The organism is Streptomyces sp. NPDC048604, from assembly GCF_043199435.1.
In the GTDB taxonomy this organism is placed as follows: Bacteria; Actinomycetota; Actinomycetes; order Streptomycetales; family Streptomycetaceae; genus Streptomyces.
Genome location: NZ_JBICVX010000021.1, coordinates 16,214 through 30,982 on the forward strand (window position 1 = coordinate 16,214; position 14,769 = coordinate 30,982).

Annotated in this window: 12 protein-coding genes; 9 read left to right on the forward strand and 3 right to left on the reverse strand. The window is 74.4% G+C overall.

What is annotated here, in order from left to right; translation table 11 throughout:
* Nucleotides 1-127: 127 nt before the first annotated feature.
* Together ACGFMM_RS32135 and ACGFMM_RS32140 are read left to right on the forward strand one after the other, a co-directional pair.
* Nucleotides 128-1,738 (forward strand): serine/threonine-protein kinase, encoded by a 1,611-nt coding sequence (locus ACGFMM_RS32135; RefSeq protein WP_393650007.1) that lies wholly within the window; start codon nucleotides 128-130, stop codon nucleotides 1,736-1,738.
* Nucleotides 1,735-2,376 (forward strand): hypothetical protein, encoded by a 642-nt coding sequence (locus ACGFMM_RS32140; RefSeq protein WP_393650008.1) that lies wholly within the window; start codon nucleotides 1,735-1,737, stop codon nucleotides 2,374-2,376. Before ACGFMM_RS32135 ends, ACGFMM_RS32140 begins: the two co-directional genes overlap by 4 nt.
* Before the next feature lie 28 nt (nucleotides 2,377-2,404).
* Here the strand turns inward: ACGFMM_RS32140 and ACGFMM_RS32145 are convergent, their stop codons facing one another.
* The 3 genes from ACGFMM_RS32145 to ACGFMM_RS32155 form a co-directional block, all read right to left on the reverse strand.
* Nucleotides 2,405-2,656 (reverse strand): type B 50S ribosomal protein L31, encoded by a 252-nt coding sequence (locus ACGFMM_RS32145; protein ID WP_393650009.1) that lies wholly within the window; start codon nucleotides 2,654-2,656, stop codon nucleotides 2,405-2,407.
* A gap of 107 nt (nucleotides 2,657-2,763) precedes the next feature.
* A complete protein-coding gene (locus tag ACGFMM_RS32150) occupies nucleotides 2,764-3,972 on the reverse strand; it encodes a helix-turn-helix domain-containing protein (RefSeq protein ID WP_393650010.1) in 1,209 nt (402 codons plus the stop codon).
* The gene (locus tag ACGFMM_RS32155) at nucleotides 3,972-4,121 is read right to left on the reverse strand and encodes a hypothetical protein (protein WP_393650011.1); all 150 of its coding nucleotides are present in this window, start codon (nucleotides 4,119-4,121) and stop codon (nucleotides 3,972-3,974) included. Before ACGFMM_RS32155 ends, ACGFMM_RS32150 begins: the two co-directional genes overlap by 1 nt.
* A 185-nt stretch (nucleotides 4,122-4,306) precedes the next feature.
* Here ACGFMM_RS32155 and ACGFMM_RS32160 point away from each other — a divergent pair, with 185 nt between their 5' ends.
* The 7 genes from ACGFMM_RS32160 (at nucleotide 4,307) to ACGFMM_RS32190 (ending at nucleotide 14,758) form a co-directional block, all read left to right on the forward strand.
* Nucleotides 4,307-5,290 (forward strand): DUF3068 domain-containing protein, encoded by a 984-nt coding sequence (locus ACGFMM_RS32160; protein WP_393650012.1) that lies wholly within the window; start codon nucleotides 4,307-4,309, stop codon nucleotides 5,288-5,290.
* A 246-nt stretch (nucleotides 5,291-5,536) separates the two neighbouring features.
* Nucleotides 5,537-6,811 carry a glycosyltransferase family 4 protein gene (locus ACGFMM_RS32165; protein ID WP_393650013.1) on the forward strand — a complete coding sequence of 425 codons (1,275 nt, stop codon included), beginning with the start codon at nucleotides 5,537-5,539 and terminating at the stop codon, nucleotides 6,809-6,811.
* Nucleotides 6,808-7,527 (forward strand): class I SAM-dependent methyltransferase, encoded by a 720-nt coding sequence (locus tag ACGFMM_RS32170; RefSeq protein WP_393650014.1) that lies wholly within the window; start codon nucleotides 6,808-6,810, stop codon nucleotides 7,525-7,527. The genes ACGFMM_RS32165 and ACGFMM_RS32170 overlap by 4 nt, the downstream gene beginning before the upstream one ends.
* Nucleotides 7,524-11,708 (forward strand): alpha-(1->3)-arabinofuranosyltransferase family protein, encoded by a 4,185-nt coding sequence (locus ACGFMM_RS32175; protein WP_393650015.1) that lies wholly within the window; start codon nucleotides 7,524-7,526, stop codon nucleotides 11,706-11,708. Before ACGFMM_RS32170 ends, ACGFMM_RS32175 begins: the two co-directional genes overlap by 4 nt.
* Complete coding sequence (locus ACGFMM_RS32180) at nucleotides 11,705-13,012, forward strand: condensation protein (RefSeq protein ID WP_393650016.1); 1,308 nt, start codon at nucleotides 11,705-11,707, stop codon at nucleotides 13,010-13,012. Before ACGFMM_RS32175 ends, ACGFMM_RS32180 begins: the two co-directional genes overlap by 4 nt.
* Nucleotides 13,009-13,866: a class I SAM-dependent methyltransferase gene (locus ACGFMM_RS32185; protein WP_393650017.1), complete on the forward strand. Its 858-nt coding sequence runs from the start codon at nucleotides 13,009-13,011 to the stop codon at nucleotides 13,864-13,866. The genes ACGFMM_RS32180 and ACGFMM_RS32185 overlap by 4 nt, the downstream gene beginning before the upstream one ends.
* Before the next feature lie 4 nt (nucleotides 13,867-13,870).
* The gene (locus ACGFMM_RS32190; RefSeq protein ID WP_393650018.1) at nucleotides 13,871-14,758 is read left to right on the forward strand and encodes a hypothetical protein; all 888 of its coding nucleotides are present in this window, start codon (nucleotides 13,871-13,873) and stop codon (nucleotides 14,756-14,758) included.
* The last annotated feature ends 11 nt before the right edge of the window (nucleotides 14,759-14,769 follow it).

Below are 14,769 nucleotides of genomic sequence, written 5' to 3' on the forward strand. Positions count from 1 at the left end.
GACCGAGGGCGTCCCCCCTCGTCCCGTTCGCGAGTTTTCCACAGGCCTGTCGGGAACCGTCCATGGCTGGAATCCTGTCCCTGTCGACGGGGTCGACGCGGCAGCGCGACGCCGAGGGGGGACGGGGATGAACGGATGGACGGTCCCGGGCTATACGGAGCACCGGGAGCTGGGGGCGGGGGCGAGCGGTCGTGTCGTGCTCGCCGTGCACGACACCACCGGGGTGCCGGTGGCCGTGAAGTACCTGAGCGAGGAGCTGTACGCGAACGAGGCGTTCGTGCACGGCTTCCGCTCCGAGGCCCGGCTGCTCGGGGCGCTCGACAGCCCGCACGTCGTGGGGCTGTACGAGTACGTCGAGGCGCCGGAGGGCGCGGCCATCGTCATGGAGCTGGTCGACGGCGTGCCGCTGCGCGCGCTGATCGCGCAGGAGGGCGCGACCGGCCCCGAGGCCGCGCTCGTGGTGCTGAAGGGCTCGCTGCTCGGCCTGGCGGCCGCGCACGCGGCGGGCGTCGTGCACCGCGACTACAAGCCGGCGAACGTGCTGGTCGCCGCCGACGGTCACTCCAAGCTGGTCGACTTCGGCATCGCGACCGACCGCGGCAGCACGCCGGGCGCGGCCGGGACGCCGGCCTACATGGCGCCCGAGCAGTGGCGCGGCGACCCGGCCTCGCCCTCGGCCGACGTGTACGCGGCGACCGCGACGTTCTTCGAGTGCCTGACCGGCCGGAAGCCGTACCCGGGCGCCCATCTCGCCGAACTGGCGCTGCAGCACCTGGACGCGCCCGTGCCGGACGGGCAGGTTCCGGAGCCGCTGCGGCCGCTGGTCCGGCGGGGGCTCGCCAAGAGCCCCGACGAACGCCCGCCGCACGCGGCGGCGTTCGTGACCGAGCTGGAGACGGTGGCGACGGCCGCTTACGGGCCGGACTGGGAGGAGCGTGGCCGGGGCCGGCTCGCGGCGCTCGCCGCCCTGCTGCCGCTGCTGTTCCCGCTGTCCGCCGGCGCGTCGGAGGGGACGACGGCGCTGGCCACGACGACGCTGCCGCGCCCTTGGTGGCGGCTCCCGTACGGACTGCCGGCGGGCGTCGCCGCGCTCGTCCTGGCCGTGCTGATCGCGATCGCCGCGAGCGCGGGCGTCCCGGGCTCCGACGTCGAGGAGACCGCTGCGCGGGCTTTCGCGACGACGAGCGCGGCACCGGAGGAGCCTGCGCCGAGTACGGGTGCGGGGCCGGAGTCTCCGTCGCCGAGCCCGGAACCTTCGGACTCGGCGACGAGCCCCGAGCCGACCCCCACGGCGACCGCGGAGCCCTCGGACGACACGTCGACCGAACCGCCGACGCCGACCGCGACCACGACCACTCCGCCGGCCGAGCCGCCGGTCACGCCGCCGACCACGTCGACGCCGCCCGAGCCCGTCGTCTCCGTGACCTCGGTGTCGGTCACGAGCCTGCGCCAGATCGGGCCGACGGCCGCCGAGGCCGTCGTCTCGGTCACGACGGACGGGCCGGGCCCGGTGACGGTGGCCGTCGAATGGTTCACCGGCGACGAGAAGGGGGTCCCGGGCACACCGGACGGCTCCGAGACCTTCCGCCGCGAGGGCGCGAAGCAGTACACGCTGACGCTCCGCCACACCGTCCAGGGCGGCGGCTGCTACTGGGGCGTGCGCGCCACCACCGATCCCGCCGCGGCGAACGGCGGTTCCCTCCAGCAGGTCTTCATCCGGCGGTGCACGATCACATGAACGACGACGCCTACAGCGCCACCGAACTCGGCAGCCACTGGATCCAGCGCCCGGCTCCCGACGCCACGACCCCTATGCCGGCGCCCGGTGCGCCCGCGCCCGACCGGGTCGACGGCGCGGTCCTGCGCTTCGGCCCCGGCGTGACCGCGGCGGCGGTGCACCGCGCGCAGAACACCCCCACCGCCGCGCAGATCTGGCACGGCACCCTGCCCGGAGGCACACCGATACCGAGTCCGCCGCCGGAGAACCGCTGGGCACGCCGGTACGCTCCCGCGGCCGTCGTGCTGGTGGTCGTCCTGGCGATCCTCCTGTGGTGGCGCTTCGGGCCGGGCGTCGCGGTGCGGTCGGTGGCCGTCAGCGCCCCGCAGGGCGAGCTCGGCTGCGACGGCACGGCGGACGTGGTGGGCGTGGTCCGCACGGACGGCGGCCGGGGCGTCATCACCTACCGCTGGGAGCGCAGCGACGGCACGGTGTCACAGCCGCTGACCGAGCGGCTGGCGCGAGGTCAGCGCGAGGCCAGGCTCCATCTGCTGTGGACCTTCCACGGGCCGGGCGTCCACCGGGCGACGGCCCGCCTGGTGATCACCGACCCGACGGTCCACCACGCGACGGGGAGTTTCACGTACCGCTGTATATGAGGCGCGACCTGCAGGGCAGGCGGCCGGACTATTCCTTGCCCTCGCCGTACTTGCGCTCGAACTTGACGATCCGGCCCTCGGAGTCCACGGTGCGGGCCTTGCCGGTGTAGAAGGGGTGGCTCTCGGAGGAGATCTCGACGTCGACGACGGGGTAGGTGTTGCCGTCGTCCCACTCGATGGTGGTGTCGCTGTCGGCCGTCGAGCGGGTCAGGAAGGCGAACCCGGCGGAGCGGTCCCGGAAGACCACGGCGCGGTATTCCGGCTGCTTGTCCTTCTGCACGTCGTCTCCTCCTCGGAACTGCCTGCGCGTACCCGCCCAGCCTGGCGGCAGCCGGGACCGGCGACCAGCGTCGCCGGTCCGACCGGGTGACGCGCCGACGCTTGTGTTCAGTCGGGGTCGGCGGGGAGTTCGCCGCGCAGCCGCTGGGCGCGCAGCACGAGGAGGAGTTCGAAGCGGCGGTCGGGGTCGTCCAGGGCCTCGCCCCACAGTTCACGGATCTGGCGGATCCGGTAGCGGGCGGTCTGGGGGTGGATGCCGAGCCGGTGGGCGACCTCCGGGGCGCCGCCGGAGGTCTCGATCCAGGCGAGCAGAGTGGCGGCGAGGCGGCGGGCCTGGGTCGGGCCGACGCCCTGCAGCGGGGTCAGGCAGCGGGGTGCGGCGGCGTCGATGAGCTCGCGGGACGGCAGCAGGACGAGTTCCTCGGTGCGTTCGGCGCAGTGCTGCACCTCGCCGCGGGGCAGCAAGCCGTCCTCGATGAGCCGTACGGCGGTCTCCGCCCAGCGCAGGGAGGCCGGGGCCTCGCCGAGCGGCACGGACGGCCCGATCGCGCCGGACCAGCCGGTGGTGGCGCGGCGCACGAGGTCGGCGCGGCCGGCGGTGTCCGGCTCGGGGATGACCATGCGGGGCTGCTCGCTCTCCATGTCGAGCAGGATTCCCTGGCCGACGGCGGGCGCGACGGCCTCGCGGGCGGGCCGGATCAGGACTCCGACGGCGATGGCGGCGGGCAGTTCCCAGCCGATGCGCGCGGCGCGCTCGCCGAGCGTGCGCTCGGGGTCGGCGTGCGGCGCGGCGAGCATCCGGTCGATCAACTGCCGCTGCAGCCGTAACCGTTCGCTCTCCTGGCGGGCGGCGGCCTCTGCGTAGCCGCGGACGGACTGCTCGACGAGCCCGTCCAGGTACTCGAAGCCGGACTCGGCGAGTTCGTACATGGCGGGCGCGGCGATGTCGACCTGCTGGCCGATCTCGGCGAATCTGCGCCAGGCGAGGCGCACGCCGAGCCGGTAGACGGCCTGGAGGGAGTCGAGGCTGCGCCCGTTGAGCCCCTCTCCCTTGCCGAACTCCTGGAAGACCTCGGGCGGCATCCGCGGGTCGGCCGCTCCGGCCGCCAGGTGCTGGACGAAGCCTTCGATGGCCCGGCGGATGCCGACGAGCGCCTTCGGCTCGCCAGATTCGTCCTCCATGAGCCGCAGTTGGGGGAACTCGCTGCGGATCTGACCGAGGATCGTCTGGGCGAGGTCGCCCGATTCGGCGAGCGCGATCGCGGCGAACCGCTCCACCTTGGGCCGGGGCACCTCGCTCCACGCGTTTCGGATCATCAAGGCCGTGCGGCCGTCTCGTAGGTGATCAGAGGCACGTTGGGCTGCTCCGGAGGCGCTTCGAGCAGGGCCACGATCCCAAAGGCGGCGCCGGCGGCCAGTGCCGCGGCGAACGCCGCGGTGGTCAGTGCGGCGAGCAGTCTGCGCATTGTGTCGGGTCAGCTCCTCGTTGGAGACGATCCCACCCCGGCCGGCCCCCACCGGCTGAACGCCCAGTGTTGACGTGACATTGACAATCCGTCAAGTGCGGGCCTACGGTCTCCAGCCACGAGGGCTCGACCGGCCCTGGGGTCCGTGCGTCTCCGTGCGAGTTTCTCGAACCAGGAGTGCCCGGATGCGCCGTTCCGCCTCACCGCTTTCCCTGACGCTGTTCGGCGCCGGGGTGTTCCTGCTGGTCCTGGCCCCGCTGCTGGTGTGGTACGTCCAGCCGTACGCGAAGCGCACCCCCGTGGACGTCGACACGACGACCGTCTTCACCGGCACCGGCCGCTCCTTCGACGTCGGACGACTCGAGACGGTGGACGGGCAGCGGATCACCATCACGCGCAAGGTCCGCGGCGACGTCGCCGACAGCCTGAAGAGCGGCAACGCCGTCTGGGACGTGTCCACGTCGGTCGACACCGACGCCACCCTGCCGGCCTCCGACACCCGCGACTCGCTCCAGTGGACCCTGGAACGCTGGGTGACCGACCGGCGCACCAACGAGCCGGTGCACTGCTGCCGCGAGTCGCCCGCCTTCGACGGCGAGGCGTACCTGAAGTTCCCCTTCGACGTCGAGGAGCGCGACTACCGCTGGTGGGACGGCACGCTCGGCGGCGTCGTCCGGCTCCGGTACGAGGGCCCGCGCACCGTGCAGGGCTACGAGGGCCTGCGCTTCACCGGGACCGTGCCGCCCACCAGGACGGGGGTGCGGCAGGTGCCGGGCCGGCTCGTCGGCCTGCCGAAGACTCCGCAGGTGCTCGCCGAGGAGTGGTACGCCAACAGCGGCATCGAACTGGTCGCGGACCGGCGCACCGGCCGCATCCTGTACGCCGCCATCGGCCCGAGGAAGACGCTGCGCGCGCCGGGCTCGTCCGAGGACGCGGTGGTGCTCCTGGAGAGCGACGAAATCGCCTTCACCGACGATACGCAGCGGCAGCAGGTGGACCTGGCGGCGGCGGACAGCAGGAAGCTGGAGCTGCTCGGTCGCACCGTACCGCTGGCGGCCGGGGCGCTCGGCGCGGTGCTTGCGCTGGTCGGAGGCGTCCTCGTGGCACGGGGGCGGCGGAGCGAGCCCGAAGCACCGAATGCTCACCTGATGACGAAACAACCCGTCTGAGCAAGGGCCAAGTTGTCATACCGGTGAGTAGCCGCGCATCGAGCACGTACCGAAGACTGGCGTTCCCAACCAAGCACGGCCCCACCCGGTCACCCCCCACGCCCCACAGACCACCCCCCACACCCCCACCCCCGGTGGTGTACCCCCCTGCTGGCGTACACCGCCCCACCCCCCTGTGGCGTCCCCACGTCCCCACTGCTCTGCCCTCCCCCCACCCCCCGCACCCCGACACGAGTTGGAGCACCCATGCCCCAGCACGTCCCTCCCCCACGGCTCCGCCCCGCTCCGCCGCAACCGCTCCGGCAACCAGTCCCGCGGCCGATCGGAAGCCGTCCCCAGGTCCATCCCCAGGTCCATCCCACGGTCCTTCTCCCAGCCCCTCCCCACGCGGCCGGGGACGCGCCCCGGCGCATCGCCTTCCTCGCCCATCGCGACCTGGGCAACCCGGCCGCCGGCGGCTCCGAGCTGCTGATCGACCGGATCGCCTCGGGCCTCACCGAGCTGGACCACGAGGTCACCCTGCTGTGCGGCGGCCCGGCGGCCGACCGCCCGTACCGCGTCGTGTCGGCGGGCGGCGCGCTCGGGCACTTCGTCGGCGCGCGGTCCGCGTTCGCCCGCGAAGTGGGCTCCTGCGATCTGCTCGTCGAGGTGTGCAACGGGATGCCGTACCTGTCCCCGCTGTGGCACCGCGGCCCCACCCTGTGCCTGGTGAACCACGTCCACACCGAGCTGTGGGGGATGCGCTTCCCCGGCCCGGTGGCCCGCGCCGGCCGGCTCCTGGAGCACTGGGCGCTGGCCCGGGCCCACCGGGGCAATCTGCTGGTCGCCGTCTCCCCGTCGACCGCTGCGGCGCTGCGGGCCATCGGCGTGCCGCAGGAGCAGATCCGCGTGGTGCACAACGGCGTCCAGGAGCCGGGGCCGCGCGCGCCGCGGTCGGCGTCGCCGCTGTTCGTGGCACTGGGCCGGCTGGTCGACTACAAGCGGATCGATCTGCTGCTGCGGCTGTGGGAACGGGTCCGGCCCGTCACCGGCGGGCGGCTCGTGATCGTCGGCGACGGGCCCGAGCGGGAGCGACTGGAGCAACTCGCCGGTCCCGGCGTGGAGTTCCGTGGCCATGTGTCGGAGGAGGAGAAACACCGACTGCTGTGCGAGGCATGGCTGCTGGTGCATCCGGCGGCCGTCGAGGGCTGGGGCCTGGTGGTGACCGAGGCGGCGGCCCGGGCCACGCCCACGCTCGCGTTCGACGTGCCGGGGCTGCGCGACTCCGTCCAGGACGGCGTCACCGGTCTGCTGGCGCGCGGGGACTCGTCGTTCGCCGCGGCCTGGTGCACGCTCGCGCTCGACGACGAGCGCCGCGAGGCCATGGGCAAGGCCGCCGAGGAGGCGGCCGTCGCGTACCGGTGGAGCAGTACGGTGCGGCGGTTCCGTGCCGTCGCCGCGGAGGCCGTGCACCTCGCGGGCCGCCCGCAGGGCCCGGGCGCCCACGCTCCGGGCGCGCAGGCGGAGGGCGTACGGACGTGAAAGACCCCTCGTTCCGCCGTTCCCTCGCGCTCTTCCGGGCCTTCATGCGCGAGCAGGACGATCCGCACACCGCGTACGAACTGCTGGCCCGCGACGCCGCCGACCAGGTGGAGCGCCATCTTCCGCTGGACGGCCGGGTGGTGGCGGACGTCGGCGGCGGACGCGGCTACTTCAGCCGGGAGTTCCGCCGCCGTGGAGCGCAGAGTCTGCTCTTCGAGCCGGACGCCGCCGAGCTCGCCGTCGAGCCCGGGGCGGGGACGATCGTCGCCGACGGTTATCTGCTGCCGTTGGCCGACGGCGCGGCCGACGTCTGCTTCTCGTCCAACGTGCTGGAGCACGTGCGCGACCCGGACACCTTCCTCAGCGAGATGGTGCGGGTCACCCGGCCCGGCGGGCTGATCTACGTGTCCTTCACCAACTGGCTCTCGCCGTGGGGCGGCCACGAGTGGGCGCCCTGGCACTATCTCGGCGCGGAGCGGGCCCGGGTGCGGTACGAGAAGCGCACCGGGCGGGCCGCGAAGCACCGGCTCGGCGAGAACCTCTTCGCGATCGGCGTCGGGCCGACGCTGCGCCACGTCCGGGGCCGGGACGACGTGGAGGTCGTCTCCGCCCGCTCGCGGTACTGGCCGGTGCTCCCGGAGCTGGTGCCCCGGCTGCCGGGGCTGCGGGAGTTCGCGACGTGGAACCTCCTCCTCATACTCCGGCGGTGTTCATGACCAGCGCAGTCCACGCCCGCCCGCCGGCCTCCCCGGCCACGCCCGGTCCGCCTCCGGGCGCGCCGGGCGGGCCGCCGCCGCACCGCCGCTCGCGGCGCTGGCTGCTCGGCTTCTGGGCGGCGGTGTTCGCGGCGTTCCTGGCCGTGTCGCCGGGGCGGATGACGTTCGAGACGAAGCTGGGGGTCGTCGCCGACCCGTGGCAGTTCCTGCGCGACCTGGGCCAGTTGTGGCACGATCGCGCCGGTTTCGGCGGGATCGCCGACCAGTACGTGGGCTACGCGATCCCGATGCTGCCGTTCCACGCGGCCGCCGACCTGGTGCGGCTGCCGGTCTGGCTGGCCGAGCGGCTGTGGCTCTCGCTCGTGGTGACCACCGCGTTCTGGGGAGCGCTGCGGCTCGCCGAGCGGTTCGGCGCCGGCTCGCCCGGCTCGCGGCTGGTCGGCGCGGCAGCGTACGCGCTCTGGCCGACGTACACGATCGTCGTCGGCTCGACCTCGGCCGCCGCGCTGCCGGGCGCGGTCCTTCCGTGGGTGCTGCTGCCGCTGACGAACCCGCGGACGAGCGCGCGCCTCGCCGCGGCGCGCTCGGCGCTGGTGATCCCGCTGATGGGCGGGGTGAACGCCGCGTCGACGCTGGCGTCGCTGCTGCCCGTGGGCCTGTACCTGCTGTCCCGGCCCGGCGGGCGGCGCAAACGCGCCCTGATCGCCTGGTGGACGCCGTGCGTGCTGCTCGCGACGGCCTGGTGGGTCGTACCGCTGCTGCTGCTCGGGACGTACGGCGAGAACTTCATGCCGTACGTGGAGTCCTCGCAGACCACCACGGCGACCATGTCGGCCGCCGAGGTGCTGCGCGGCGCCGGGAACTGGGTGGGGTACCTGCACTTCGGCGAGGCGTGGCTGCCGGCCGGCTGGGCCGTGGCCACGTCGGCGGTGGTGATCGCCGGCTCGGTGCTCGCCGCGGCGCTGGGCCTGGCAGGCCTGGCCCGCCGGGACCTGCCGGAGCGGCGCTGGCTGGTGCTGACCGCGACGGTCGCGGCCGTGATCACGCTCGCCGGGTACGGCGGCGCGCTCGGCGGGCCCTTCCACGCGACGGTGCAGGACTGGCTGAACGGGCCGCTGGTGCCGTTCCGGAACATCTACAAGTTCCAGACCGGGCTCGCCCTCGCGCTCGTCCTGGGCCTGATGCACCTGACGGGCACGGCCCTGCCGCGGGCCCTGCGGCGGGCCTCCGCGCCGGTACTGGTCCGCCGCCTCGTGCCGGTGCTGGCCGCGGTGCTGGTGCTGCCCGGCCTGGCCTGGCCCTACGTCAACGGCTCCATCCTGCAGCCCGGTTCGTTCCGGCAGCTGCCGGCCTATTGGGAGGCGACCGCCGACTGGCTGGCCGAGCGGGCGCCCGACGACCGGGCCCTGGTCGTTCCGGCGACCGCGCACGGCGTCTACACCTGGGGCTCGCCGATCGACCAGCCGCTGGACGTCCTCGCCCGCTCGCCGTGGGCGCAGCGAGACTACGTACCGTTCGGCACGCCCGGGAACCGTCGGGCGCTGGACGCGGTGGAGCAGGCGCTGACGTCCGGCGGCGAGGTGCCGGGGCTCGCGGCGTACCTCGCGCGGGCGGGGCTGTACCACGTCGTCGTGCGCAACGACCTCGACCCGGACCAGATCGAGCACGTGCCCACCACGACCGTGAAGCGGACCCTGGAGGCGTCCGGGTACCGGCGCGTGACCGGCTTCGGCCCGCTGCTGACCGACGGCCGGATCGCCGACGACACGCCGGTGCAGGTGGAGGGCCTGTACCCGCGGCAGCAGGCGGTGGAGATCTACGAGCCGCCGTCCGGCACCCCGCGCCCGGGCCGGGCCCGCATGACACCGGTCTCGGACACCGCGGTCGTCAGCGGCGGACCGGAGTCGCTGCTGCCGCTGTCCGGCTCGGGCGTCCTGGACGGCCGCGCCACGGTGCTGTCCGGCGACGCGCACCCGGGCGTCGACCGGCCCGCGCTGTACGCGGCCGGCGACGGGCTGAGGCGCGCCGACACACGGTTCGGGCTGGTGAAGTCGGGGACCTCGCACACGTACACGCGCGAAGAGCGCAACGCGGAGCGGGCGGTCCAGGACCCGGGCGAGGAACCACGGCAGATCCTGCCGCTCGACGGGGTCGGGCATCAGACGACGGCGGTGCTGCGGGGCGCCGCGTCGGTGACCGCGTCCTCGGTCGGCAACTGGCTGTTCCACCTGCCGCAGTACGACCCCGTCAACGCCTTCGACGGCAACCCGGACACCGGCTGGGCCGAGGGCTCCCCCGGTTCCCCGGCGGGCGAGTGGCTGCGCATCGCGTTCGACGGTCCGACCCCGGTCCCGGGGACGGTGGACGTGACGCCGCTGCCGAGCGGCAATGTGCGCGCCGCGCCCACGGTGGTGCGGGTGGAGACCGACCGGGGCAGCCGGGTCAGTCCGTTGCGGCCGGACGGCAGCACGCAGCAGGTCGCCGCGCCGGAGGGCCCGGCGAAGTGGCTGAAGGTGACGATCCTGCAGTCGCAGCAGGGTCGTCCGGGGCTCACCGGAGCCGGGTTCTCCGAGATCACGGTGCCGGGTGTACAGGTGACGCGGATGCTGGAGCTGCCGGCCGACGCGCCGCCCGAGGTCTCCGGGGCCGGTACGCCCGTCGTGTACGCACTGTCGCGCGGCAGCGACCCCGGCGGGCTGTCCGCGGTGTCCGCCGAGGTGGGGCTGCACCGGCAGTTCGAGGCGGCCGTGACCGGCGCGTACACGGTGCGGGCGAGCGCCCTGCCGGTGCCCGGCAAGGAGCTGGACGACCTGCTGTTCGCCCTCACCGGGCAGCGGGACAAGCTCGTCGTCACCGCCGACTCGACCGCCCGGCTCGGCACCAACCTGAGCCCGCGCAACCTGACGGACGGCGATCTGACGACGGCCTGGATCGCGGGCGAACGGCCCGTACTGCGCCTGCGGTGGCCGGAGAAGACGGCGGTCGGGGAACTCGTGCTGGCCGCGGCGGGCGGGCTCGCCACCCGCCCCGAGCAGGTGCAGATCAGCTCGCCGGACGGGACCGCGATCGCGGCGGTCGACGAGAACGGGCTGGCCCGGTTCTCCCCCATCAGGACCGACCGGATGGACATCACGATCTCGCGCGTCGCACCGCTGACCCTGCACAACCCGGTCGCGAACGAGGACCTGCAACTGCCGGTCGGACTCAGCGAGTTGTTTATTCCGGCGCTGGAGAAGCTGCGCACTCCGCAGCCGGATCCGGCCCAGCGGTTCACACTGCCGTGCGGCAAGGGGCCGATCATTTCGGTCGACGGTCGGTTCCTGGCGACCCGCGCCGAGGGACGGGTGCGAGACCTGACGGAGCGCCGGCCGATCGCGGTCTCCCTGTGCACGGACGGCAGCCGGGTCTCCCTCGACCGTCGCACGCACACCGTGGAGGCGGGCGACACCGGGCCGCTGGCGGTCACCCGGATCGACCTCACGACCGGTGCGGCGCAGGGCGCGACATCCACACCGCGCGAGGTGGAGTCCATGTCGGGCGACGGGGACCGGCGCACCCTGCGGGTGGCCGCCGGCGAGGCCTCGTACCTGCAGCTGCACGAGAACCACAACGCCGGCTGGAAGGCCACGCTGGACGGCGAGGAGCTGCGGCCGCTGCGCGTCGACGGCTGGCAGCAGGCCTGGCTGGTCCCCGCGGGACGGGGCGGCACGGTGACGCTGGTCTACGAGCCCTCGCGGGTGTACGGGGCCGGGCTCGTCGCGGCCGCGGCACTGCTGGTGGTGCTGGTGGGGCTCGCGATTGCGGGACGGTCGTCGGGGCGGCGGCGTGCGGTGGAGCTCGCGGCGTCGCAGCCGCCGCCCGGGCCGGGCTTCGTCCTCGGGACGGTGATGCTGACACTGGCCGGCGCGGTGATCGCGGGGCCCGTGGCGGCGGTCGTACCGGTGCTCGCGGTGGTCGCGTGGCTCCGCCCGTGGCTCCTCGGCCCGCTCGCGTTCGCGGCGATGGCCGCGGCGGGCGTGGCCGTGCTGACCGGGAGCGGCGAGGCGACGGCGCTGGGCCGGGGGGCGTTCGGCCCGGTGGCCCAACTCCTTGCGCTGACAGCGCTGTTCGCGGCTCTGGTGACGGTGGGCGAGGGCCGGGAGCGTGGCGGTCGAGGCGAGGGAGAGGGAGGCGACGGGTGAGTGCGGTTCAGGGGGTGCGCCGGGAACAGGATCCGGAGCCGAGGGCGGTGCGCGTGCCGTTCTCCGTGGTGGACGAGATCGCCCGCCACTGCGCGGACGCGCGCGAGCCGAACACGGTGCACATCGAGATCCACCTGCCGGGGCGGGTCGAACGCGACCGGCTACGGAGGGCCTTCGCGCAGGCACTCGCGCGGCATCCGCGGGTGCTGATGCGGGAGCGGGTGCGGGGTGCGCTGGCCCTGCGGTACGAGTGGGAGCTCGTCGAACCGCTGGGCGCCGACGTGGTGTCGTTCCCGGACTGCGCGCCCGGGGCGCTGGCGAGGGCCCGGCAGCGGGCGCTCAGCGAGGCCCCGTCGCTCCTCGCCGCGCCGCCGCTGCGCCTCGAGGTCGTGGAGGAACCGGGGCGGGACGGATGCGTGCTGCTGTTCACGGTCCACCACACCGCTCTCGACGGCCCCGCCTGCCTGCGGATCGCGGCGACGGCGGCGGAGATCTACGGCGGTCGCGCGACGGAGCCCGTACCGACTCCGGTCCGGCAGCCGGCCGCCGAGGCGCGTGGGGACGGCGCGTTCCCCGCCGCGGCGAGACCCGCGCGCGTGGCGGCGGGCCGGCCGGCCGACGCACGCGGCAACGGCATGCTCGTGACCGAACTACCCGTCCCCCGACGGGAGTCGGGCGCGCCGTACACCGTGAACGACCAGCTGATGGTCGCGACAGCGCTGACGGTCGCGGACTGGAACCGGGAGCAGGGCGCTCCCGACCGTCCGCTGCGCATCACCATGCCCGTCGACGACCGCACGCGTGGCCCCGCCATGCCGATCGGCAACGGCACGCGGCTGGTCGAGGTCGGCTTCACGGCGGCGGAGACGACCGCGGACGCCGACATGGGTGCGCTGCTGCGCCGTACGGCGGAACGGACGCGCGCCCTGAAGGCACGCCCTCGCCCTCAACTGGGCCGGGGCGCGGCGATGTTGACGGCTCCCGTCCTGCCGGTCGCGGCGCGCGCCGTGCTGACCCGCGGGGTACGGCGACTGGCCGCGCCGTGGACGTCGACGACGCTGCTCAGCAACATCGGCCGCATCCCGTACCCGCTGGACTTCGGCGCGGCGGGCCGCGCCCACGCGGTCTGGTTCTCGGCCCCGGCCGGGATGCCCCGCGGCCTGACGTTCACGACGGCGTCGACCGGGGGCCGGCTCCACCTGGTCCTGCGCTGGTCGCGGGCGCTGCTGGGCGACGAGGACGGGGCGAGACTGCGGCAGTTGTTCGCGAGCAGGCTGGCGGCGACGGACGGGGAGGGGCAGTGAGCGGGGAGACGCTGACGACGGAGAACGAGGGAGGGCCGCCGGCCGAACCGGCGACGGAGGGACGGCCGCCGACCGAGTCGGGAACGGAGAACGAGGGACGGCCGCCGGCTGCGTCCGCGGGGGAGAAACAGGAGCAGCCGCCCGCTTCTCCCACCCTCCGGGACTTCTACGAGAACCCGACCGTCCCGGTCGCCTCGGGCGACGCGAGAAGCCGTCGGCAGGCGCGGCTGCTGGCCGCCGCCCTCGCGGCCACGCCCGGCGCGCTGATCGTGGACGTGGGCTGCGGTGACGGCACCGCGGCGGCGGTGGCGGGCCCGATTCTGGCCGGTCACCGGATCGTGGGCGTGGACTGGTCGCAGGACGCCCTGCGCCGGGCCCGGCCGAGGATGGCGCAGGTGGTGCGGGGCGCGCTGGACGACGGCGGGCTGCCGCTGGCGGACGGCTGCGCGGACGCGGTGCTGTTCAGCGAGGTCGTCGAGCATCTCGTGGACCCGGACCGGGCGCTGGACGAACTGCGGCGCATCCTGCGCCCGGGCGGTCACCTGATGCTCTCCACCCCGAACCTCGCCGCCTGGTACAACCGCGGCCTGCTGCTCGCGGGCGTGCAGCCGGTGTTCTCGGAGGTGAGCCTGCGGGGCGTCCACGGGCGCCCGGGCTCCGAAGTGGTGGGCCACCTCAGGCTGTTCACGGCGCGGGCGCTGCGCTCGTTCCTGCGGTCGGCCGGCTTCCAGGACGTACGGATCACCGGCGCACCGTTCCACGGCGTGCCGCGCGGGCTGCGTCTGATCGACCGGGCGGCGTGCGCCGTGCCGTCGGCGGCGTCGATCCTCCTGGCGCACGCGCGGCGGAGGTAGCGGGATGTGGTGGGGCGTGGCAGCGGCACTGACGGCGAACCTCCTCTACAGCGTGGGCTTCGTACTGGAGAAGCGAGCCCTGGGCTCGCTGCCGGCGCTGTCGGCGGGCAAGCCGCTGCGGGTGGTGGGGCTCCTCGTCACGAGCCCATTGTGGCTGGCAGGCTCGCTGGCACTGGCGGCCGGCTTCGTGGCGCAGCTGGTGGTGTACCGCGTGCTCCCCATCGCCGCCGCGCAGGGCATCTTCGTCTCGGGCCTCGTCCTGCTGCTTCTCCTCTCCTCGGCGGTGCTCGGCGAACGTCCGTCGGGGCGGGAGCGCCAGGCGCTCGGGATGGTGCTGGTGGCCCTGCTGATGGTGGTGGCGTCGCTGAGCAAGGGGGACGAGGAGGTGAGCACGGGAGCACCGTGGATGCTGGTGCTCCTGGTGTCGGTGCCGACGCTCGCGGCGGGGCTGCTGCTGTACGAGCGCGTGGAGCGCAGATCCCGCCGCCGGCACCGGGTGCCGACGAACGGCATCGGGTACGGGGTGGCCGTGGGCCTGCTGTACGGGGTGAGCTCGCTGGCCATCAAGGGCGCGTCGGGCCGCCTGACCAGCACGAACGTGGCCGAGTCGGCGAGGGCGCTGCTGGGGTCCCCGTACCCGTACCTGCTGCTGTTCACGGCGGGCGCGGGCCTGGTCATGTCGCAGGCGGCCCTGCAGCGCTGCCGCGCCTCGCTGATCGTGCCGGTCTGCACGACGGTGACCTGCCTGTTCACGGCGATCGTCGGAACGCTGACGTTCGGCGAGCGCCTGCCCGAGGACCCGTGGCTGCTGACGTTCCGCGTGGCGGGGACGGCGCTCGCCCTGTCGGTCCTCCTGATCATGCCGCGCCACGACACACCGCAACCCGCGTAAGCCCCTACGAG